Source organism: Flagellimonas flava (assembly GCF_900129665.1).
GTDB lineage: Bacteria > Bacteroidota > Bacteroidia > Flavobacteriales > Flavobacteriaceae > Flagellimonas > Flagellimonas flava.
The window spans coordinates 552,275-573,212 of sequence record NZ_FQWL01000001.1; the positions used below are offsets into that span (position 1 = coordinate 552,275).

At 42.1% G+C, this 20,938-nt stretch carries 20 protein-coding genes; 5 read left to right on the top strand and 15 right to left on the bottom strand.

Features of this window, described 5'->3' with window-relative positions; translation table 11 throughout:
* The first annotated feature begins 8 nt into the window (after positions 1-8).
* Complete coding sequence (locus BUC10_RS02510; protein ID WP_073176320.1) at positions 9-1,331, top strand: GntP family permease; 1,323 nt, start codon at positions 9-11, stop codon at positions 1,329-1,331.
* Here the strand turns inward: BUC10_RS02510 and BUC10_RS02515 are convergent, their stop codons facing one another.
* The 12 genes from BUC10_RS02515 to BUC10_RS02570 all read right to left on the bottom strand — a co-directional run bounded on the left by BUC10_RS02515 (position 1,332) and on the right by BUC10_RS02570 (position 14,936).
* Complete coding sequence (locus BUC10_RS02515; protein WP_073176321.1) at positions 1,332-2,168, bottom strand: DUF4249 family protein; 837 nt, start codon at positions 2,166-2,168, stop codon at positions 1,332-1,334.
* A 14-nt stretch (positions 2,169-2,182) separates the two neighbouring features.
* A complete protein-coding gene (locus tag BUC10_RS02520; RefSeq protein ID WP_073176322.1) occupies positions 2,183-3,046 on the bottom strand; it encodes a DUF4249 family protein in 864 nt (287 codons plus the stop codon).
* 9 nt (positions 3,047-3,055) lie between these two features.
* A complete protein-coding gene (locus tag BUC10_RS02525) occupies positions 3,056-5,455 on the bottom strand; it encodes a TonB-dependent receptor (RefSeq protein WP_073176323.1) in 2,400 nt (799 codons plus the stop codon).
* A 60-nt stretch (positions 5,456-5,515) separates the two neighbouring features.
* Positions 5,516-6,328, bottom strand: coding sequence for a DUF4249 family protein (locus tag BUC10_RS02530; RefSeq protein ID WP_073177078.1), 813 nt, complete (start codon positions 6,326-6,328; stop codon positions 5,516-5,518).
* A gap of 89 nt (positions 6,329-6,417) precedes the next feature.
* Positions 6,418-8,640 (bottom strand): NADP-dependent isocitrate dehydrogenase, encoded by a 2,223-nt coding sequence (locus BUC10_RS02535; RefSeq protein WP_073176324.1) that lies wholly within the window; start codon positions 8,638-8,640, stop codon positions 6,418-6,420.
* Positions 8,641-9,269: 629 nt separating this feature from the next.
* Positions 9,270-9,620 carry a 50S ribosomal protein L19 gene (gene rplS, locus BUC10_RS02540; RefSeq protein WP_073176325.1) on the bottom strand — a complete coding sequence of 117 codons (351 nt, stop codon included), beginning with the start codon at positions 9,618-9,620 and terminating at the stop codon, positions 9,270-9,272.
* Positions 9,621-9,747: 127 nt separating this feature from the next.
* A complete protein-coding gene (locus BUC10_RS02545; RefSeq protein ID WP_073176326.1) occupies positions 9,748-10,068 on the bottom strand; it encodes a hypothetical protein in 321 nt (106 codons plus the stop codon).
* A gap of 4 nt (positions 10,069-10,072) precedes the next feature.
* Positions 10,073-10,747: a tRNA (guanosine(37)-N1)-methyltransferase TrmD gene (trmD, locus tag BUC10_RS02550; RefSeq protein ID WP_073176327.1), complete on the bottom strand. Its 675-nt coding sequence runs from the start codon at positions 10,745-10,747 to the stop codon at positions 10,073-10,075.
* A 33-nt stretch (positions 10,748-10,780) separates the two neighbouring features.
* Positions 10,781-11,221: a GNAT family N-acetyltransferase gene (locus BUC10_RS02555; RefSeq protein ID WP_073176328.1), complete on the bottom strand. Its 441-nt coding sequence runs from the start codon at positions 11,219-11,221 to the stop codon at positions 10,781-10,783.
* A gap of 38 nt (positions 11,222-11,259) precedes the next feature.
* Complete coding sequence (locus BUC10_RS02560; protein ID WP_073176329.1) at positions 11,260-11,862, bottom strand: tRNA (guanine-N1)-methyltransferase; 603 nt, start codon at positions 11,860-11,862, stop codon at positions 11,260-11,262.
* A 105-nt stretch (positions 11,863-11,967) separates the two neighbouring features.
* Positions 11,968-13,416 (bottom strand): glyceraldehyde-3-phosphate dehydrogenase, encoded by a 1,449-nt coding sequence (locus tag BUC10_RS02565; protein WP_073176330.1) that lies wholly within the window; start codon positions 13,414-13,416, stop codon positions 11,968-11,970.
* A gap of 128 nt (positions 13,417-13,544) precedes the next feature.
* Positions 13,545-14,936 carry a S1C family serine protease gene (locus BUC10_RS02570; RefSeq protein WP_073176331.1) on the bottom strand — a complete coding sequence of 464 codons (1,392 nt, stop codon included), beginning with the start codon at positions 14,934-14,936 and terminating at the stop codon, positions 13,545-13,547.
* 133 nt (positions 14,937-15,069) lie between these two features.
* Here BUC10_RS02570 and dapF point away from each other — a divergent pair, with 133 nt between their 5' ends.
* The 4 genes from dapF (at position 15,070) to BUC10_RS02590 (ending at position 18,208) form a co-directional block, all read left to right on the top strand.
* Entirely contained in the window at positions 15,070-15,843 is a 774-nt protein-coding gene (dapF, locus tag BUC10_RS02575) for a diaminopimelate epimerase (RefSeq protein ID WP_073176332.1), read from the top strand.
* Entirely contained in the window at positions 15,837-16,370 is a 534-nt protein-coding gene (locus BUC10_RS02580) for a GNAT family N-acetyltransferase (protein ID WP_073176333.1), read from the top strand. Before dapF ends, BUC10_RS02580 begins: the two co-directional genes overlap by 7 nt.
* Complete coding sequence (gene mltG / locus BUC10_RS02585; RefSeq protein ID WP_073176334.1) at positions 16,360-17,403, top strand: endolytic transglycosylase MltG; 1,044 nt, start codon at positions 16,360-16,362, stop codon at positions 17,401-17,403. Before BUC10_RS02580 ends, mltG begins: the two co-directional genes overlap by 11 nt.
* A 160-nt stretch (positions 17,404-17,563) precedes the next feature.
* Positions 17,564-18,208 carry a lysozyme family protein gene (locus tag BUC10_RS02590; protein ID WP_073176335.1) on the top strand — a complete coding sequence of 215 codons (645 nt, stop codon included), beginning with the start codon at positions 17,564-17,566 and terminating at the stop codon, positions 18,206-18,208.
* A 53-nt stretch (positions 18,209-18,261) separates the two neighbouring features.
* On the opposite strand, the gene BUC10_RS02595 is transcribed toward BUC10_RS02590, so the two are convergent.
* The 3 genes from BUC10_RS02595 to dnaA are packed head-to-tail and all read right to left on the bottom strand — an operon-like array spanning position 18,262 to position 20,885.
* A complete protein-coding gene (locus BUC10_RS02595; RefSeq protein WP_417935123.1) occupies positions 18,262-18,963 on the bottom strand; it encodes an SAM-dependent methyltransferase in 702 nt (233 codons plus the stop codon).
* Between the two features lie 31 nt (positions 18,964-18,994).
* On the bottom strand, positions 18,995-19,447 hold the full coding sequence (locus BUC10_RS02600) for a low molecular weight protein-tyrosine-phosphatase (protein ID WP_073176337.1): 453 nt from the start codon (positions 19,445-19,447) through the stop codon (positions 18,995-18,997).
* A gap of 13 nt (positions 19,448-19,460) precedes the next feature.
* On the bottom strand, positions 19,461-20,885 hold the full coding sequence (gene dnaA, locus BUC10_RS02605; protein ID WP_073176338.1) for a chromosomal replication initiator protein DnaA: 1,425 nt from the start codon (positions 20,883-20,885) through the stop codon (positions 19,461-19,463).
* Between the last annotated feature and the right edge of the window lie 53 nt (positions 20,886-20,938).

Consider the following 20,938-nt stretch of genomic DNA (forward strand, 5'->3'; position numbering starts at 1 on the left):
TATCTAAGATGGAAATCCTCGTTTTGATTCTTGTGATTGTGTTCATTATCGTAGCTACGGTCCGATTTAAAATGCATCCAGTATTCTCTTTGGTTATTGCCGCCATATTTTCCGGATTTTTACTTGGTCTCACCCCTGCAGAGATTATGAAAGGTATTGGGGAAGGATTCGGGAAAACACTTTCGGGAATTGGATTGGTGATTGCGTTTGGTACGGTTATCGGTATCTATCTGGAAAAGACAGGGAGTACCAAGGTCCTGGCACGTTCCATTTTAAACGTAATAGGCTTGAAGCGCTCTCCCTTGGCGATGAATCTGGCGGGTTATGTGATTTCTATTCCCGTGTTTTGCGATTCGGGATTTATCATTTTGTCATCATTAAATAAAGCTATTAGTAAAAAAACTGGGATTCCGGTTCTGGTTTTTGCAATTGCCCTGGCCTCCGGATTATATGCTGCCCATGTTTTTGTGCCACCAACCCCGGGCCCGCTTGCCGCTGCGGCCATCCTTGAGGCTGACTTGGGAACTGTGCTATTACTAGGGTTGGCAGTTTCCATTCCCGTATCGTTGATGGGGTATGTATGGGCGCAAATTATTGGGCGTAAATTAACTCAGGAGGCAAAGGATGTTGAACCTGTATCCGAGGAAGAAGAAAGTCTTGCAGAAATCAAGCCAATATCTGCATTTTTACCCCTGTTGGCCCCCATCATTTTGATAGCCTTAAAGTCCATCGCCAACTATCCCACATTTCCATTGGGTAAAGGTCCTGTTTTTGCGGTCCTGGACTTTTTGGGAAGTCCTATAATAGCGCTAATGGTAGGCGTGCTCCTGGCCTTTTTACTGGCTAGGAAGATCCCGCAAAAGGAACGTAAGGGCTGGGTGGCAGAGGCCTTTAAACAAGCTGGCTCCATTGTTTTGATCACAGGGGCCGGGGGTGCATTTGGAGCCATTCTGCGAACACTCGATATTGCCGAAATATTTAACATAACCGGAAGCTCCGGTGTGGGTGGGTTACTTATAGCCTTTGCAATCGCAGCTTTTTTAAAAACGGCACAAGGCTCTTCCACAGTTGCCATCATTACCACCTCTGCGATTTTAGCCCCCTTGTTGGATACCTTTGGCCTAATCGATCTAACGGATAAAGCACTGGCGGTATTGGCCGTTGGAGCAGGGGCCATGACCGTATCTCATGTAAATGATAGTTATTTCTGGGTCGTGTCCCAGTTTTCAAATATCAATGTGAAAACGGCCTTAAAAGGCCATACCATGGCAAGCTTGGTTCAGGGGCTTACAGGAATCCTGATTATTTTATTGCTGTACTCCTTTCTCTAATTAGGGAATGACAATACTTTTTTTGTATTCTTCCACAACAGCAAAATAGCCCAACGGAAATCGGTTTGGTATTTTCAAATTGTCAAAAAAGTCGATATTATCCAATTCCGTAATATCAAAAATGTTCCCTCGAACTGTGGTTGCAGGGGTTTCAAAAACACCAAAATCTTCCTCGGTTTGTTCAAGTAGCTTGTTCATATAGTTATAAAACTCAAGATCTGCACCTAGGACGCTTATCGTAAGTTCTTGACCCGGCTCAAATTTTTCATCGTAGAAGTAGGAAAAACTAAACTGCTGCCCTTGAAAAAATTGGTCTTCCAAAGTGACAAAATTTCCGAAGCCCAAATCAAAAACATAGAAATCGTTTCTGTTTGGATCATCGGTAATAGTAATGATTAGTTCAGTCTCATCTTCATCGAAAAGTGTGTTGGTTCCCAACTGCAGGCTATCTATAGGCACCGTTGGAACGTAGGCTGTACTTCCATAATAGCGTTTGTCCTCCCAACTAATTTGCAATAAAAGTTCTTCGCTTGCTGCAAGGGTTTCTCTTGATCTTACACCTTTGTAGACGCCGGAACCCGGATTTTCGATATCTACAAGTACTCCGCCAGCTAAGGTGATCTGCTTCAAATTGGTCACTGGAGTTTCCCCAAAAAAGGAATCTGTAAGGCTGACTTCCACTTCAATATTAACTATGTTAACACTGGGGTCAACGCGAACCAAGGAGTTTATTATCAGCCTTGGATCTTCAGAAGGTACATCAACGTCCACCACATCTTCACAGGACAATGCTGAAAACATGAGGATACAAAGCGAGATGTACTTTAATGAGTCCATCTTAAAAAATTGGTCTACTCTATAGTTATGGTTTGTTTGTATTCCTGGACAATTGCAAAATAACCCAAGGGAAAAAGATCGGGTTGTTCCACATTATCAAAAACATCTATGTTGTCCAGGTCGGTAACATCAAAAATATTCCCTCGTACTGTAGCCACTGGGGTCTCAAACACGCCTTGATTGTCAAAAGTCTGCTCTACAAGCAAGTCCATATAGTTAAAAAATGAGCGATCGGCACCTAATATACTTACCGTAATCTCATCTCCCGGCTCGAGCGTTCTTTCAGGAAAATAGGAGAAATTGAACTCCTGTCCGTTAAAAAACTCATCTTCCAAAGCCAAAAATTCCCCCTCTCCAAAATCCATGACATAATAATCATCTGTATCACCCCTGTCGGTAATGGTAATTTCCAATTCCACATCATCATCGTCAAACAGGGTTTCATCACCTTGCTGTAGATTATCAATAGGGACTGCTCTTGCATACTCCGCCCGGGCAAAATAGAGTCTCCCCTCATGTGTTAGCTGCAAAATAAGTTCTCCATTTGCAAAAAAGTCGAGCCCTACAGGGTCAGGGTCTTGATAGAGCCCGGAGCCTTCTTCTATTTCTTCAAGTACTATGAAACTATTTTCTCCTGATGTTGACAGGGCCAGGTTGAGGATGCTGATATCGGTCAATCCAGTCACTGGAATAGAGCCAAAAAAGGAACTGGTAAGAGAGACCTTAACTATTGGACGGAACAAGGCTTGACTCTCATCAATTCTTACCAAGGCTTCAACAATAAGTCGAGGCTCTTCTTCTGGGACATCAACTTCCACCACATCTTCACAGGAAAACAGTGCAAGTAGAATACATAGGTATGGGGTTATCCTTCTCATATGACTGCTTTAAAATTTAAAATTATAGGTTATGGCGGGTACAATTCCAAAAATGGATGTACGTACTGCTTCGTTTCTTCCGGTGTCCTGGTTTTGCCTAAAGTTGATGGAGGCCGCATTCTGCCTGCTATAAACATTATAAATGCTGAAAACCCATTCGGATTGGAAGCTTTTGGACCTATTGGTTTTAGGTTTGAGGGTTGCGGAAACGTCCAAGCGATGGTAATCGGGAAGGCGTTCTTCATTTCGAAGCCCGTAATACGGAATGACCAATCCTTGAAACTCAAATTGACCTATTGGATAGTTGGTGGGCTGACCGGTCTGATAAATAAAGTTTGCATTGAAATTCCATTTATCGTTCAAATCATAACTCCCATACAAGGCCAGGTCATGAGTCTTGTCAAAAGGTGTACTATACCATTCCCCCAAATTGATTCCAGTTTCCAGATTCGAGCGTCCATTGTCAAAACTTGGGGTTCTACCTGGAGTTCGTTGTTCCGATCGGGAAAGCGTATAGGCCAACCATCCTTTTAGGCGACCTTCATTTTTCCGAATCAAAAGTTCCAGTCCGTAGGCTCTGGCCTCACCATTTAATATGACCTGTTCTATAGCGTTGTTGGCTATAAGGTTGGCTCCGTCTATATAGTCTATGCGATTTTGGATGTCCTTATAAAATGCCTCCATTTCAAAGGTATACTCACCCCCATTAATATTCCTGAAGTAACCTGCTGCATATTGATCTAACAGTTGAGGTTCAATAAACGGACCGCTTGGCGTCCAAACATCTAATGGGGTAGGGGAGCTGGTATTGGATAACAAGTGCAGGTACTGAGCTAGTCTGGTGTAGCTGGCCTTTACAGAACTTTTGCCGTTGAAATTGTAGGACATGGAGACCCTGGGCTCAAAGTTGAAGAATTTCTTTAAGGTTCCACCTCTTCCCGGACTTATGGTATCAATAGGGTCCGCTTCGGTATAAACCAAGGTGAATGGATCAAAAAAGACCGGGTCGTTGTTTTCATAGACAAAGAACTCATCCTGTCCAAACCTATTGAACTGACTTACGCGAAGACCATACTCTACACTTAGGTTTTCGGATACCTTTTGTTCCACATCAACATAAAGGGCATTTTCATTGGCATACTTTTTAGTGAGTTGTTCCTCAACAATGCCAGATTCAGGACTATTGGGTGTAATCTTCCCGGGATTGAAAACATAGTAAATATTGTGCAGGCCATAGTTGATTTGGACCTTGTCGTTGATATAGTGCTTTAAGTCGTACTTGAGGTTGAAATTCTGGATTCCCGAATCCCATTCAAATCCCACAAAGTCCAGTTCCAATCCATAGAAATAATCGGAATAGATCAGGGACAAATTGGAAAAGAGCTTGTCCGAAAACAAATGGTTCCATCTAAAATTCCCTACAGCATTGCCATAGGTGTTCACAAAACTATCATTAATACTAAAGAGGTCGCGTCCAAAGTATCCGGATAGGAAAATACTATTTCTTTCATTTATTTTGTGATTGAGCTTTGTATTTAAATCAAAGAAATAGGCTTTGTTGTCAATATCAAAGAGTGGAAGAAACAAGTGGGCGTAGGATGCTCTTCCTCCAGCCAAAAAAGCGGTTTTATCTTGAACAATTGGCCCCTCTACGAGTAAGCGACTTGCAACAGCGCCAATTCCGCCACTTACCTTGAACTCCTTACTGTTCCCTTCTTTTTGAAATATTTCCAACACCGAGGAAACCCTACCACCGTATCGTGCTGGTATTCCTCCCTTGAACAACTTGACATCCTTGATGGCATCTGGATTGAAAACCGAGAAGAACCCAAATAAATGCGAGGAGTTAAAAACGGTAGCCTCATCCAACAGAATAAGGTTTTGGTCGGCAGCACCACCCCGGACGTTGAAACCAGAGGAAGCTTCTCCCGCGTTGGTGACTCCGGGAAGGAGGATTAAGGATTTGATAACATCTGCTTCTCCCAGGACCACAGGAATTTGCTTTATGGTCTGGACGGCAAGGGTGTTGACACTCATTTGAGGTTTTCGTATATCTAGACGTTCGGCGTCATCGGTGACCACCACCTCATCCAGTTCTTCCACATCCTCAAAAAGGTTGAAGTCCTTTTTTACATTCCTGTTCAGGTTTATGGTTTCCCGTAGGTCACCAAAACCGAGGTAACTAACCACTACATCGTATTCACCGGCGGGTAGGGTAATGGAGTAGAACCCATATTCATTAGTGGTGGCCCCGGTCTTCAGCTCCGGGAAGGCAATGGTCACCCCAATCAGCGTTTCATTACTTTTTCCTTCGGAAACAGTTCCGCTAAGGGTATATTTCTGTTGTGCATGTACAATAAAAAAGGGAAAAAGAAGCAGTAGCAAGAAGGTGAGTCGTCTTGTTGGCATGTATTTGAGTTTCTTAAATTTAGATATATTGATGCAATAAAAAAACTAGTATTGCTATTATCATTCGATAGTCAATAGTTGCGTATCAAACTCGCTAATGGCAAAGTAACCAAAGGGGAAATTATCTGGATTTGTGGTATTCACCAAATTACCCCTGATGGTCGCGGATGGCGCTGCAAATGGACCACCTCCATCGCTTTCACCCGATTGCGCAAGTGCTTGCTCAGCATAATTGGCAAATTGTTGGTCTATCCCAAAAACTGTTACCGCAATTAACCTTCCGGGTTGAATGTCCTCATAAAAATAGGAAAAGGTGAGTTGTTGGTCTTGGAAAAACTCATCATCAATGACAAGAAAGTTGTTGAATCCAAAGGAGAAAAGGTATCGATTTCTTTCTCCTGCTAAATCCGTAAACGTGATTTTCACTTCGGTTTCTTCCTCCTCATCGAACAAAAACCCATCTCCTTGTTCCAAATTGTCTATTAACGGCGCACGCATCAGCCGTTCTGTGGCCCTATAAGTTTCGCCCTCATAACTGATTTCCAGTGTGTAATCCCTTCCAAACTGCAGATCCGGAAAACCAATGGTAAACATTCCAGGCTCACTTTCGGATAATATGTATGTATTTCCGCTGAATTCATCTACCAAGTGGACGGTAGCATTTTCAGCTGGAGGTACATTTTCCTCAAAAAAGGGTGCTGTCAATGTCAATTTAACCTGACCTGCCGTTAGTATATCCCCGTTGTTATCGTTGTAACCAATTAGGGCATCAATAACCAATCGAGTGTCTGAAGTAGGAAGATCCACGCTAATTACATCCTCACACGAGAGGCAGAGGAGCAAAAGAAAAGCTAGGCAAACGCTGTTTTTCAAACCATAGCGAGTTAGGGACAAAAATCTAAAATAGACAATTATCCAAAAACATGGTATGGTTTAACAGTTTTTAAACCGGAAGCTGTAGACTACGCCAATTGCGAAAGAATGCTATTAAACGTTGCACTTGGACGCATGGCTGAAGAAGCCAAATCTGCAACCGGAAGGTAATATCCGCCAATATCGACCGCTGAGCCTTGGGCATCGATCAGCTCTTGGGCAATGGTATCCTCATTTTCCGTAAGCTGGCTGGAAATGTTGGAGAACAGCAACTTCAATTCAGCATCCTCATCCTGTTTGGCCAAAGCTTCGGCCCAATACAAGGCCAAATAAAAGTGGCTTCCGCGAGTATCCAATTCATTGACCTTTCTAGAAGGGGATTTGTCGTTATCCAAGAACTTTTCCGTAGCAACGTCAAGTGTTTCGGCTAATACCGAGGCCTTTTTGTTTTGGTTCTTCTCACCGAAGAATTCCAAGGAAACCCCCAGGGCCAGGAATTCACCTAAGGAATCCCATCGTAAGTGCCCTTCCTCCAAAAACTGCTCTACATGTTTTGGAGCAGAACCACCCGCACCTGTTTCGAACAGGCCGCCCCCGCTCATTAAGGGGACAATGGAAAGCATTTTGGCACTGGTTCCAACTTCCAAGATTGGGAAGAGGTCCGTAAGGTAATCCCGGAGTACATTTCCGGAGACTGAAATTGTATCTTTTCCATCCTTTACACGCTGAAGTGTAAATTTGGTGGCTTCAACCGGTGAGAGGATTCGGATATCCAAACCTTCTGTATCATGTAATTTTAGATATTCCTCAACCTTGGTAATGAGTTGGGCATCATGGGCCCTATTTTTGTTAAGCCAGAATACCGCGGGCGTATTGGTTGCCTTGGCCCGGGAAACGGCCAGCTTTACCCAATCCTGTACGGGAGCATCCTTGACTTGGCACATTCTCCAGATATCACCTGCCTCCACTGTATGCTCCAATAGCACTTTATTGTCAGAGGTACTCACTACTCTTACAACCCCATTTGTTGGAATTTCAAAAGTCTTGTCATGAGAACCATACTCCTCCGCTTTTTGGGCCATAAGGCCTACGTTGGGAACCGTTCCCATTGTTGTGGGGTCAAAAGCACCATTTTCCTTACAAAAATCTATGGTTGCTTGATAAATTCCGGAATAACTACTATCGGGAATAATGGCCTTGGTATCCTGCAATTCCCCATCCTTGTTCCACATTTTACCGGAAGTCCTGATCATGGCTGGCATGGAGGCGTCTATAATGACATCACTTGGGACATGTAAGTTGGTAATACCCTTATCCGAATTGACCATCGCTAAATCGGGGCCATTTTCGATGGCGTTTTTGATGGCTTTCTCGATTTCTTCTTTTTTTTCAGTTGGCAACGCCTGAAGTTTGTCATACAAGGTTTCCAATCCATTATTCGGATTAATGCCCAACGAGGCAAACGTATCGGCGTAAGTTTCAAATAGATCAGCAAAATATGCTTGTAAGGCATGACCGAAAATAATGGGGTCTGATACCTTCATCATGGTGGCCTTGAAATGTAATGAGAGCAGCAAGTCGTTCTTTTTGGCATCAGCAATTTCCTCTGTAAGGAAGTTGACCAGTGCCTTTTTGCTCATTACGGTTGCATCAATAATTTCATCCTTTTGGAGCGCGACTTTCTCTTTGAGAAGGGTAGTAGATCCTTGAGTGTCCACCAGCTCTATCCGGACATTTCCAGGATTTTCTATTGTAAGTGATTTTTCATTGCTTCTAAAATCCCCGTGCTCCATGGTGGCCACGTGGGTTTTGGAGGAAGATGACCATGCTCCCATGGTATGTGGGTTTTTCTTGGCGTAGTTTTTAATGGCTTTGGGGGCACGTCGGTCCGAATTTCCTTCTCGAAGAACCGGATTCACAGCACTTCCCTTGATTTTGTCGTATTTGGCTTTGATGATTTTTTCATCATCAGTTTTGGGTTCATCTGGATAATCCGGTAGTGGATATCCTTTTTGCTGAAGCTCTTCAATGGCCTCTTTCAATTGTGGAATGGAAGCACTAATGTTGGGTAGTTTTATAATATTGGCCTCCGGAGTCTTGGCCAAATCCCCTAAGAGGGTCAAATCGTCCTCGATTTTCTGGTTGTCATTCAAATATTCCGGAAAGACCGCTGCTATTCTGCCTGCCAAGGAAATATCCTTGGTTTCAATTTCAATGTTCGCGGGTTTTGTAAAGGCTTTAACGATTGGTAAAAAAGATTGGGTTGCCAAAGCGGGTGCTTCATCGGTCTTGGTGTAGAAAATCTTAGCCATCTAGGTGTTTTTATTTGAGCGGAGCAAATATACAATTTATGGCTGTTGCTATCCCAAGCGATTCTGCTAAAAGTGTGATAATATACGATGGAAAAAACAAAAGCCATATCTATGTCGAAACATTGATATGGCTTTCTGAAAAGAGCTAAAAGATTTTATTCTGTGTTGCCACAGAATTGCAACCATTGATTGCATCCGTTGCTCCTTTGACGTTTACTCAACACTATGCTTTTAATTATACAACTAAACAACATCTTGCAAAGCATCCTAATGGTTTCCTAAATTCTATCAAAACGAAAAATTGCTCTTCCGCCCGCACATAGAATTTATTATTTCTCTCTGGGTTCTGCCGAAACTTTCCCCGCTTCGAAATTCCTTTTGTGATTAGTAGTGTTACCAATTTAAAGGGAAACATCAGTATTTAAAGAACGTCAACTTTAAATCCGAAATTCGAAGTTGAATTGCTTCTCCTTCTTATTTCTTCGACTAAATTAGGATAAACATCCAGATTTGCAAATTTTGTAAGCGATTAAAAATCAACATAATATGAACCATCGTTATTAACAATTGTTCATAAAAAAAGCACCCTTTTACAAGGATGCTTTATTTTTTGCCAAAAGGAGGAGGGATTATCCCCTAACTTCCTTAATTCGTGCTTTCTTACCGGTAAGTTCTCGGAAATAGAAAATTCTTGATCTACGTACCTTACCTTTTTTGTTCACCTCGACTCTTTGAAGTGCTGGCATATTGACTGGGAAAATTCTTTCCACTCCAACCGTTCCAGACATTTTCCTGATAGTAAAGGTTTCAGTAGCACCTGTTCCTCTTCGTTGGATTACTACACCTTTGAAGAACTGGGTACGCGTTTTTTCACCTTCCTTAATTTCATAATACACAGTGATGGTGTCACCGGCTGAAAATTTTGGAAATTCTTTTTTAGGAACAAATTCGTCTTCAACAAATTTTATTAAAGATTCCATGGTCTGTTTTTTTATGTTTTACAAAACCAACTTTCACGGATTTCGTCAGAGGTTGAATTTGCGATTGCAAAAGTAGTGCAATATTTAGAATTGACAAGGCATTTTTTGGTTTTTGAAGCTAGTAAGCTCAACCATTGCCCTTTTTGACAAAACTAATAGCATAGAACAATAACCCAATTCCAAATAAAATATAGGGGAGAGGCCCTAAAAGGGCAAAAATCTTGGTCCATGTCATTAAGGATTCCACGCCTCCATTGGCTGCCAATATGTTCCCTGAAAGATTTAGGACGGTAAAGACCAGACCCAAAACACTTCCAACAAGCATTAAAATGGTTGCTGTGTTTTTTCTTTTGCTCACCAAAATGATGCAAGCTATAATTACAGCGAGTTGACCCAGTGTCCCCAAAAGGGAACCAAGTGCAAAAATCAATGTCTGAGAATCGTCCATAATATTATTCTAATAAATCAGGTCTTTTTTTTGCAGTTCGTTCCAAAGCCTGTTCTTCCCGCCATTTCTCAATTTTTGGAAAGTCTCCGCTCAGTAAAACATCTGGTACTTCCACTCCTTTATAATTGGAAGGCCTGGTATATACCGGAGGTGCCAGCAAATTATCTTGGAAGGTATCGGTAAGTGCAGAAGTTTCATCGTTCAACACTCCCGGCAATAGACGGATAACGGAGTCGCAAAGTACCGCGGCAGCCAGCTCGCCTCCTGAGAGCACATAATCCCCAATGGAGATTTCCCGGGTAACGAACATATCCCTTACCCTTTGGTCTACGCCTTTGTAATGTCCACAAAGAATTATCAAGTTCTTTTTAAGTGAGACTTCGTTAGCAATGCCTTGGGTTAAAGTATTCCCATCTGGAGTCATGTATATGACTTCATCATAATCGCGTTCGGCCTTTAATTGGGTAATACATTTGTCTATGGGTTCCACCATGAGTACCATACCAGCTCCACCTCCAAATTGGTAATCGTCTACCTGTTTGTAGTTGCCGGTGGTATATTCCCTCAAGTTATGAAAATACACCTCTACAAGGCCTTTTTCCTTGGCTCTTTTAAGAATGGAAGCTTCAAAGGGGCTTTTTAAAAGTTCCGGCAGGACCGTAATGATATCTATCCGCATAATTTCAAAACTGATTATAACGATACAATGGGATTATTCTGAACTCTTCCAAAAATAATGCAAGTATTCTTGATCTCTTTTCCAACCCAATCGCTCATAAAGGCGTTGCGCGGGATTGTCCATGGCAGTTTCCAACGCCAGCCCCTTAAATTTCTGATTACCACAAAAATCTTGTGTGTGCTTCAAAAGGGCTTCTCCAATCCCCTTTCCCCGATGTTCTGGCACCACGAACAAATCATTCAGAATATAGAAGGCTTCCATGGAGACCGAGGAAAATGTGGTGTACAGTTGTGTGAACCCTACTGGTTGATCATTTTCAAAAAAAAGCAAAACAATGTTTTCCTGCTTGTCAAAGCGCTCTCTTAGAAACTCCTTAGCTGCATTCAAATCGGAATTTTGCCCATAAAAGACACGGTAAGCGTCAAACAGCGGAGCAATTAAATCCAAATCTTGCAGTGTGGCTTGTTTTATCATGAACGAAAACTAAAAGCTCCCTAATCAGGGAGCTTGCTTTATTTTTTATTCTTGTTTAATTCGTCTTGTAATTGTCGACTGATTTTTTGCTCGCGCTCCAGTGCCCTGCGGCGATGCTCCTCAAACTCCTTTTCAACATCGGCCAAGGCCGTTTTGGCCTGATTGGTCAACACGTTGCTATTTCTAAATTTATAAATGAACAGTAATAGAAACAGCAGCAATCCCAATATAATGGACCACAAGATAAGCTTGTAGGTGCCTTTGCTCACCAACACCCCAAAAAAGGACATACTATCCTTTTCATTGGTAACTGTTTTAAGATTGTTCGTGGTTTCCTGTAATTTGGTGTTTAAACCTTCAATCTCGGCTTTGTTGCTGGTAATGGTTGCCGTTAAATCCTTTATGGATGAATTTGCGGTATTGATGGAATCAAAAACATTGCCCTTTATACGGTTTAAGTCCACCAGACGAATTACTTCGTAGCGAATACCGTTTGCTCTATAATTTCCAGATTTTTTCTCCAATTGCTGAAACTGGCCCACCAAGGTTTGGTCAGACTCTGCTTGTGCATTGTCTTGGGCGTTTAGCGTAAATAATGGGGTCAATACGATAAGAGTGATAAAAACTCGTATAATTTTCATGGTCAATGTTCTTTAAATTTAGATTAAGGGTAAGGCGAAATTACACCAATAAACCAAAAATCAAAAGAAAATCCAGTCTGGCTGCCCTATTCGGCAAAGAAAAAATTAATAATAGGTATATCTTCTTACTTTGGCGATGTATTTGGCCAATCGGATGACCTGATGTGAATACCCATATTCATTGTCGTACCATATGTACAATACAACGCTTTTCCCATCGGCTGAAACCAAAGTAGCCTTGCTATCATATATTGAGGGGGCAGAAGCTCCAACAATATCAGATGAGACCAACTCATTGCTCAAAGAATATTTGATTTGCTCCACCAAATCGCCTTCCAAGGCATATTTCTTTAATATGGTATTTAGGCTTTCCTTGGTGGTCTTGTTTTTGACCTCTAGGTTGAGAATGGCCAAGGAACCATTCGGTACGGGAACACGAATGGCATTCGATGTCAACTTGCCCTTAAGTCCGGGCAAAGCTTTGGCAACGGCTGCTCCAGCACCTGTCTCGGTGATAACCATGTTTAGGGCAGCTGCTCGGCCTCTCCTATACTTCTTATGCATATTATCTACCAAATTCTGGTCATTGGTATAGGCGTGAATGGTTTCCAAATGCCCCTTTTTTATCCCAAGAGAATCTTCTACTACCTTTAATATCGGTGTAATGGCATTCGTGGTGCAAGAAGCGGCGGAAAAAATCTTGGTCTTGTCCGGGTCAAATTCCGAATGGTTGACCCCGTGAACAATATTTGGAACCTCCTTTCCAGGAGCTGTTAGTAGAACACGACCGGCCCCTTTTGCCTCTAAATGTCTTGATAGTGCTTTTTTATCCCTAAAAGCACCGGTGTTGTCGATAATCAAGGCATTAAAAATACCATATTTAGTATAGTCGATGGATTCAGGTTTGTCCGCACTTATGAACTTCACGGTTGTTCCGTTGACAATTAGCGCACCGTTTTCCGCATCTACATCCACGGTGCCCATGAATTGGCCGTGAACAGAATCTGTTTTAAGGAGTGCAGCTCTTTTCTCCAAGATATCCCCATTGATTTCGCCACGCACCACAACGGCCCGCAATCGTAGCTGACTGCCCCGACCAGTTTTGGCCACAAGCTCCCTGGCAACCAACCTTCCTATGCGACCAAAGCCATATAGCACCACATCCTTGGGTTTGATTTCTTTGGTGGACTGTGCATCTTTAAGTTTTTCAAGGACAAAGGCCTTTACGTTCAAATGGTTGTTATCATCGGAATGGTATTCATAAGTAAGTTTGCCAATATCCAATTTTGCAGGAGGTAGACTGATATCATTGATGGCACGAAGAATCTCAACAGAATCAAAAATAGATATCGGCTTTTGGACAAATTCCCCAGCATATTCATGCAGGTTGATAATGTCACTCACATTTTTGTCTATGATTTGATTTTTGAAAAGTACCACTTCTATGGCCTTGTCGTACCACAGATCGCTGATGATCTTAATGAATTCGGTCGTAGCCTTTCTTCTATCGGCTTGAAACGCAAGTTCTTTTTCGTAGGACTTAATGTCGCTCATGTTAATGGATTATGGTTGCTTTAAAATTTTTGGCAAAAGTAGATATTTCAAACGTTTTCGTAAAAGAAATTCAGCATAAAAAAAGCACCTCTATAAGGTGCCTTTTTTCTTTTCTGTAGAGCTGTTTCTTATTGTAAGATCAAACGTTCTTTTTCACCGTTTTCGTTGATCATTGTAAAACTGGTTCGACCGTATCTTTTGATTTCGGAGAAATGCTGTCTTGCATCCTCTATATTATCGATTTCATTGTCGTCCACCTCCACTATGACCTTGTTTTTCAAGTCATATCTTCCGTAGCCTTCAGGGACATCAATGATTTTCACTCCTTTTTTCACTCCAAATTTCTTTTTATCATCAGCAGATAGGTTTTTTACCATAAAACCCGTTGCTGGGAGAATGATGGTCTGCTGTTTTTTAAGGGTTACTTTCTTGGAGAGTCTTTTGCCATTTCGGTCTACGGTAACATCAACAACATCACCCGGGCGTTTTGATGAAAGGTATCCGGTCAGTTCGGAAAATTTGCTGACAACAATATTGTCCACTTGTTTGATGATATCTCCTTCTGCAAGACCTGCATCCTCAGCACCCGAATCTTCGGATACTTGGGAAATGTAAACCCCTTCAATCTCATCCAACCCAAGTTCTAAAGCTTCTTTGGAGTTGACGTTTGCCGCAGAAATCCCGAGCAGCCCGCGCTGTACGTTTCCGAATTCCATAATATCTTCCACAACCTTCTTTGCAATGTTGCTGGGAACCGCAAACGAATACCCTACATAAGATCCCGTTTGAGAGGTTATAGCTGTGTTGATCCCGATGAGGTCTCCATTAGTGTTTACCAATGCCCCACCACTGTTACCAGGATTCACCGCTGCATCAGTTTGGATAAAGGATTGGTTTCGCCCCAAAGACCTTGCCTTTGCACTAACAATTCCAGCGGTTACCGTAGAGGTTAGGCTAAACGGATTCCCAACGGCTAGTACCCACTCACCCACGCGGGAATTATCCGAATCGCCAAAGGCCAAATAGGGTAGCGGTTGATCCACATCTATTTTTAAAAGGGCAATATCCGATGAAGCATCGGCTCCAATGACCTTGGCCTCATAGGTTTTCTTATTGTTCAAGGTAACCTCAAGCTGATTGGCGTTGGCAATCACATGATTGTTCGTTACAATAAATCCATCAGGAGAAATGATCACACCGGAACCCGTCCCCACCTGTGGTGTTTGCTGACGTTCAAATCCATAGAAGAAATCCGCAAGACTGCTAGAACCCTTATTGGTGCTTAGATTTTTAACGTGCACCACCGCATTTACCGTTTTTTCGGCCGCAATGGTAAAATCAACTTCGTTGATTCCAGCTCCTTTTGCCGAAGTTGACAGTGTGCTGGTACTTAAGAATGGGGCCTGCTGCTCTGCAGTGACCACTTTATAGGTATTATCTTCAAAAAATAATTTGTATGCTCCCAAGGTAATAGCACCCGCAAATAGGGAAACAAGGAATAATCCGGCTATTCTTTTCATAATTCAATAAAAAATTAACATTAAGCTTTAACAAAATTAAATGAATTCGGTACTGGCTTTGTCGGTTTAACTCGTTTTTAACTACAAAAAAATCCTTAAAGAATACCCTATCTTTGTTCTTTTGCAACGAACTATGCGACTTCAGTTTTACAAATATCAGGGTACTGGAAATGACTTTGTGATGATTGACAATCGCCAAGACATTTTCCCCAAAAGCGATACCAAATTGATAACCACACTTTGTGATCGAAGATTTGGTGTTGGAGCGGATGGGTTGATTTTGTTGGAAAATGACAATATGTCGGATTTCAATATGGATTACTACAATTCAGATGCAAGTCAGAGCATGTGCGGAAATGGTGGAAGATGTGCGGTCGCATTTGCCAAGTTTTTGGGAATCATAGATTCTGAAACAACCTTTAGAGCCATTGATGGATTGCATAAGGCAAAAATTATAGACGATGTGGTGACGCTGCAAATGCATGATGTTTCCGAAGTAAGGGAAAAACCATCCTATAGTTTTTTGGATACGGGTTCTCCACACCATGTGCAGATGGTGGATAATTTGGAGAGGTTTGATGTGCTCAAAGAGGGCGCCAAGCTTCGCTATGGGCTTTATGGAAAAACAGGCAGCAATATCAATTTTGTAGAGCAGGTAGATAATAATTCATTTGGTGTTAGGACCTATGAACGAGGTGTGGAAGGCGAAACCCTCTCCTGTGGCACGGGGGTGACCGCTGTTGCCATTGCCATGCACAAATTGGGCAAGACCGATTCCAGCGAGGTCCACATTAAATCCCCTGGTGGCAATCTGATAATAGGTTTTCAACAACAAAACGGGTCTTATACAGATGTAATGCTGACAGGTCCGGCTAAAATGGTGTTTACAGGAGAGGTGGAATGGTAAATCTCAAGGGAAAACATATCTATTTGAGGGCCCTGGAACCAAAAGACCTGGATTTTCTGTATAAACTTGAGAATGATACTTCCATATGGGAGATTAGTGGAACGCTGAAACCCTATTCAAAAAAGGTACTTCGTTGGTATCTTGAAAATGCTCATCGGGATATCTACGACGTGAAGCAACTTCGATTGTGCATCTGTACCCCAGAAGACAGCTGTGTTGGACTTATCGATTTGTTTGACTTCGACCCTAAGAACCAAAGAGCTGGAATGGGTCTGGTGATTTCGAATCCAGAAGACCGCAACAAAGGTTGGGGTGCCGAGGCCATAGAGCTACTTTGTGATTATGCCTTTAAGGTGCTGAACCTCCATCAACTTTATGCTAATATTTTAGAGGAAAATACGGCCAGTACCCATTTGTTCGAAAAACTTGGTTTTGTGAAAGTGGGTCTAAAAAAGGATTGGATAAGGTCCAGTTCTGGCTATAAAAACGAATTCCTGTTCCAAAAAATCAATTCACATGCATCTTAAAAAAGTACTTTGGGCCACAGCTATTTTGGGTCTTTTGGTCTGCGGTTTTATAGCGTATCAGATTTACAGCGCGATTTTTAGCCCAAACACCAGTTTTAACAATGAAGAGGCCTTTGTCTTTATTCCATCCGATGTTGGTTTTGATGAACTAAAAGAGCATTTGGAACCTCTTGTGGCCGATCTTTCCTCTTTCGAAGCCGTTGCGGAACGCAAAGGATACATTACAAATATTAAGGGAGGTAAATACAGTATCAAGAAAGGGATGAATAATAATGAGATAATCAATTCCCTTCGCAGTGGTAATATCCCGGTCAAAGTATCTTTTAATAATCAAGAATCGGTAGCAGCTTTGGCCGGAAGGATCTCAGAGCAAATTGAAGCTGACAGTATCTCCTTATTAAATGCATTTGACGACAAGACCTTTCTCTCTGATTCTGGCTTTGATTCGGATACCAAGCTAGGCATGTATTTGCCAAACACCTACGAGTTTTTTTGGAATACGGACGCAGAGGGTTTCAGAGATCGCATGCACAAGGAATATGAAAGGTTTTGGACCGCAGAGCGAAAGCAAAAGGCCAAACATCAAGGTTTAGACCCAAATCAGGTCATCTCATTGGCCGCGGTTGTTCAAAAGGAAACTGCCAAAACAGATGAGCGCCCTAGAGTGGCAGGCGTATACCTTAATAGAATTAAAAAGGGGATACTGTTACAGGCAGACCCAACAGTGATTTTTGCCATAAAAAAGGAGACAGGAAATTACGATACCATTATAAAACGCGTACTTTACAGGGATTTGGAGATGGATTCGCCCTATAATACCTATAAGTACAGTGGCGTACCCCCCGGTCCTATAACCATGCCCGATATTTCTTCCATTGAAGCGGTACTAAATCCCGAAAAACACGATTACCTGTTCTTTGTTGCTGATGTGTCCAACTTTGGATACCATAAATTCGCCGAAACTTTGGCGCAACACAACCGAAATAAGGTGCAATACATACGTTGGCTAAATGCCCAAAAAGTGCTCAGATAATACTGCTTACCGTTAATTTCCAGCGCTTTAACGTAATTTGGGCCTCATTTAGGAAAATCTTATGAGCTTTACCTCGGTTATCACAAAGTCTCCCCCTATATTTGCCGGCCAAATTTAAATTCATAGCTGTCGAGGCTTTGGAACCTTAAATATGTGAATTATGAAAAGATGGATAGGTTTTTTACTGCATCTTGCCATGATTGTTATTTTAACGAGTTTTGTTTCGTATACCTCAGATAAGAAGGTGGACATCAAGATTCCGGATTCGTTAAAGGTAGAGAGCAGTTTGGAATTCGTTGTGCTCACAGAGTCAACGAAAATTCTTGAAAATGACATGGTATCCCCTCCTTTTTTGGGGAACGCTTATAATGGATTCAAAGAGGCTTTGGCCTTCAAGGAATCGCAAGGAAGATATAACGTGATAAATACGTTGGGATATATGGGTAAATACCAATTTGGTACAAGTACCCTTAAGCTTATGGGAGTAAATAATACCAATACTTTCTTAAGTGACCCGGTGCTACAAGAGAAGGTTTTTGAAACCAATGTGGCGCGCAATAAATGGATTTTACGTAGAGATATCAAACGTTTCAACGGGAAGCGGATAAGAGGTGTGGAGATCACCGAATCGGGTATTGTTGCCGCTGCGCATTTGGCAGGAGCCGGAAACGTGAAAAAATATCTACGCTCCTATGGTAAAAACGATGTTGCTGATGCTTATGGAAGTAGTATATCCTATTACATGCGAAAGTTTGCAGGTTTTGATATTTCCGAAATTGAGCAAAAAAGAAATGCCAAAATATAGTTGTTAAGTGTATAAGTAAGTGCCAAGGCCCAAGTTTTAGACTTGGGCTTTTTTTATGCCTGGATAATGAATATTGCCGGACGCTTGTTCAAATCTAGTGCTATTTCTCCCCACTCGTGCACTATCTTAGTCTGTATGAATTCGGTGGGTAGGGTAATGTCAGCTGCAATGCACAAACGTGTACTTTTTTGAAGGGTACGTTTTAGCTCGGCCAGTAGCTTATCATTGCGGTACGGGGTTTCCATAAAAATTTGAGATTGCCCTTGTTCGCGCGATAGACGCTCTAAACGTTTTAGGGTGGACTTGCGTTCCGCCTTATCAATTGGTAAATAGCCATTGAAGGCAAAATTTTGGCCATTCATGCCGCTGGACATCATCGCCATAAGAATGGATGAAGGACCCACTAAGGGAACCACTTGTATCCTCCGTTCGTGAGCAACTTTTACCACAGAGGCACCAGGGTCTGCAATTCCGGGGCACCCGGCTTCGGACAAAACCCCGATATTGTGTCCGCTAAGGCAAGGATCTAAATAGGAGGGAATTACAGTCGGGTCCGTGAACTTGTTCAAGGATTCTATGTGCAGTTCGGGCTGTGATTTGGTCGGGCTAATTTTTTTTATGAAATGTCTAGCCGTCTTTTCGTTCTCAACCACGTAGTAGTCAATGTTCTCAATAGCACGCTTTATGGAAATGGGTAGAACCTCCAATGGAGCACTATCGCCCAAGGTTGTTGGGATAAGATAAACTTTGCCCATTACAAGGCCAGGTTTGCTTTCTTCCATGGATTTAGTTCAGTTTTTTGGCAACGGCTTCACAAGCTTTGTCGAGCATTTCATAAACCCTTTCAAAACCTTCGGTACCGCCATAATAGGGATCGGGAACCTCATTGGTATCTAGATCCACTTCATCCAATAGCAATTTTACTTTTTTTTCGTCATCTGTACTAGTAGCAAGACGCAAAATATTCCTAAAATTACTAGTATCCATCGCAAAGATGAGATCAAAATCCTTGAAATCGGACGTTGAGAATTGTCTGCTCCGTTGATGGCTGATGTTTATCCCATGTTTTTGGGCGACCAATATAGATCTCTTGTCAGGAGGATTGCCAATATGATAACCAGCGGTGCCAGCAGAATCCACCAATATGGAAGTTTGATCAACTTTGGAACGCAAGATGCCTTCTGCCAAGGGTGACCTGCAAATATTCCCCAGGCAAACCATCAACACCTTGGTCTTCATAAAATATTAAGGCTTAAGAGAATTTTTTGTTCAGGTCTTCAATATACTTTCTGAACTGTTTATCGGTTTCCGCCAAGTTGTCTACGGTCTTGCAGGCATGCAAAACGGTGGCGTGATCCCTTTTCCCGATTTGGGAACCAATACTGGCCAAGGAGGCCTTGGTAAATTTTTTGGCGAAGAACATGGCCAATTGCCTTGCTTGAACGATATGGCGCTTTCTGGTTTTGGACTGCAGGGTGGCAACATCCATCTCAAAGTAATCCGAGACCACTTTTTGAATGTAGTCTATGGATACTTCACGTTTGGTATTCTTAACAAACTTTTCCACGACCTGTTGCGCCAATTCCAAGGTAACCTCCCGTTTGTTGAATGAGGACTGTGCTATCAGCGAAATAATGGCACCTTCAAGTTCCCGGATATTCGTCTTGATGTTCTTGGCTACGTGGTCTATGATGTCCTCCGGCATTTCCACCCCGTCCCGGTACAATTTGTTCTTTAATATAGATACCCGGGTTTCGTAATCCGGACTTTGAAGCTCGGCGGATAGACCCCATTTAAAACGTGATAACAACCGCTGTTCAATATCCTGCATGTCTACCGGTGCCTTGTCCGACGTGAGGATGACCTGCTTCCCATTTTGGTGCAGGTGATTGAAAATATGGAAGAATACGTCCTGGGTTCCAGATTTACCGGAAAGGAATTGTACATCATCGATAATGAGTACATCAATCAGTTGGTAAAAATGGATAAAATCGTTTCGGGTGTTTTTCTTTACGGATTCTATATACTGCTGGGTGAATTTCTCTGCAGAAATGTAAAGTACTGTTTTTTCTGGGTACTTATCCTTGATTTCAACTCCTATGGCATGGGCCAAGTGGGTCTTTCCCAAACCAACGCCTCCAAAGACCAATAACGGGTTAAAGGACGTTCCTCCAGGTTTGTTCGCCACGGCCATTCCGGCAGACCTTGCCAAGCGATTCGAGTCTCCCTCCAAAAAATTATCAAAATTGTAGTTTGGATTTAATTGGGACTCAATCTTAATATTTCGGATACCCGGTATAACAAAAGGGTTCTTTAGCTCGGGACTTTTTGAAGTGATTGGGACATCCAATTCTTGTGGCCCAACAGCAGTTCTGTTAGCACTTGGAATTTGCTCTGTAAAAGGTTCTTTGTTTCCGTACTTATTTTCCATCTTAATGATGTAAATAAGCTTGGCATTATTCCCCAATTCTTTGGTCAGGGCAACCTTTAGAAGCTTTACATAATGCTCCTCCAACCATTCATAAAAAAACTTGCTGGGCACCTGAATGCTCAGGGCCTTATCGGTCAACTTAATGGGTTTGATGGGTTCAAACCATGTTTTGAATGCCTGCGGTTGGATATTATCCTGGATAAAAGCCAAACAGTTGTTCCACACGGAATTTGCAGTAACACTCATAAAAGTTTTTCCTTAGTTTAATGGTTAGCTTTAAAGCTTTTAGATTAAAGCAT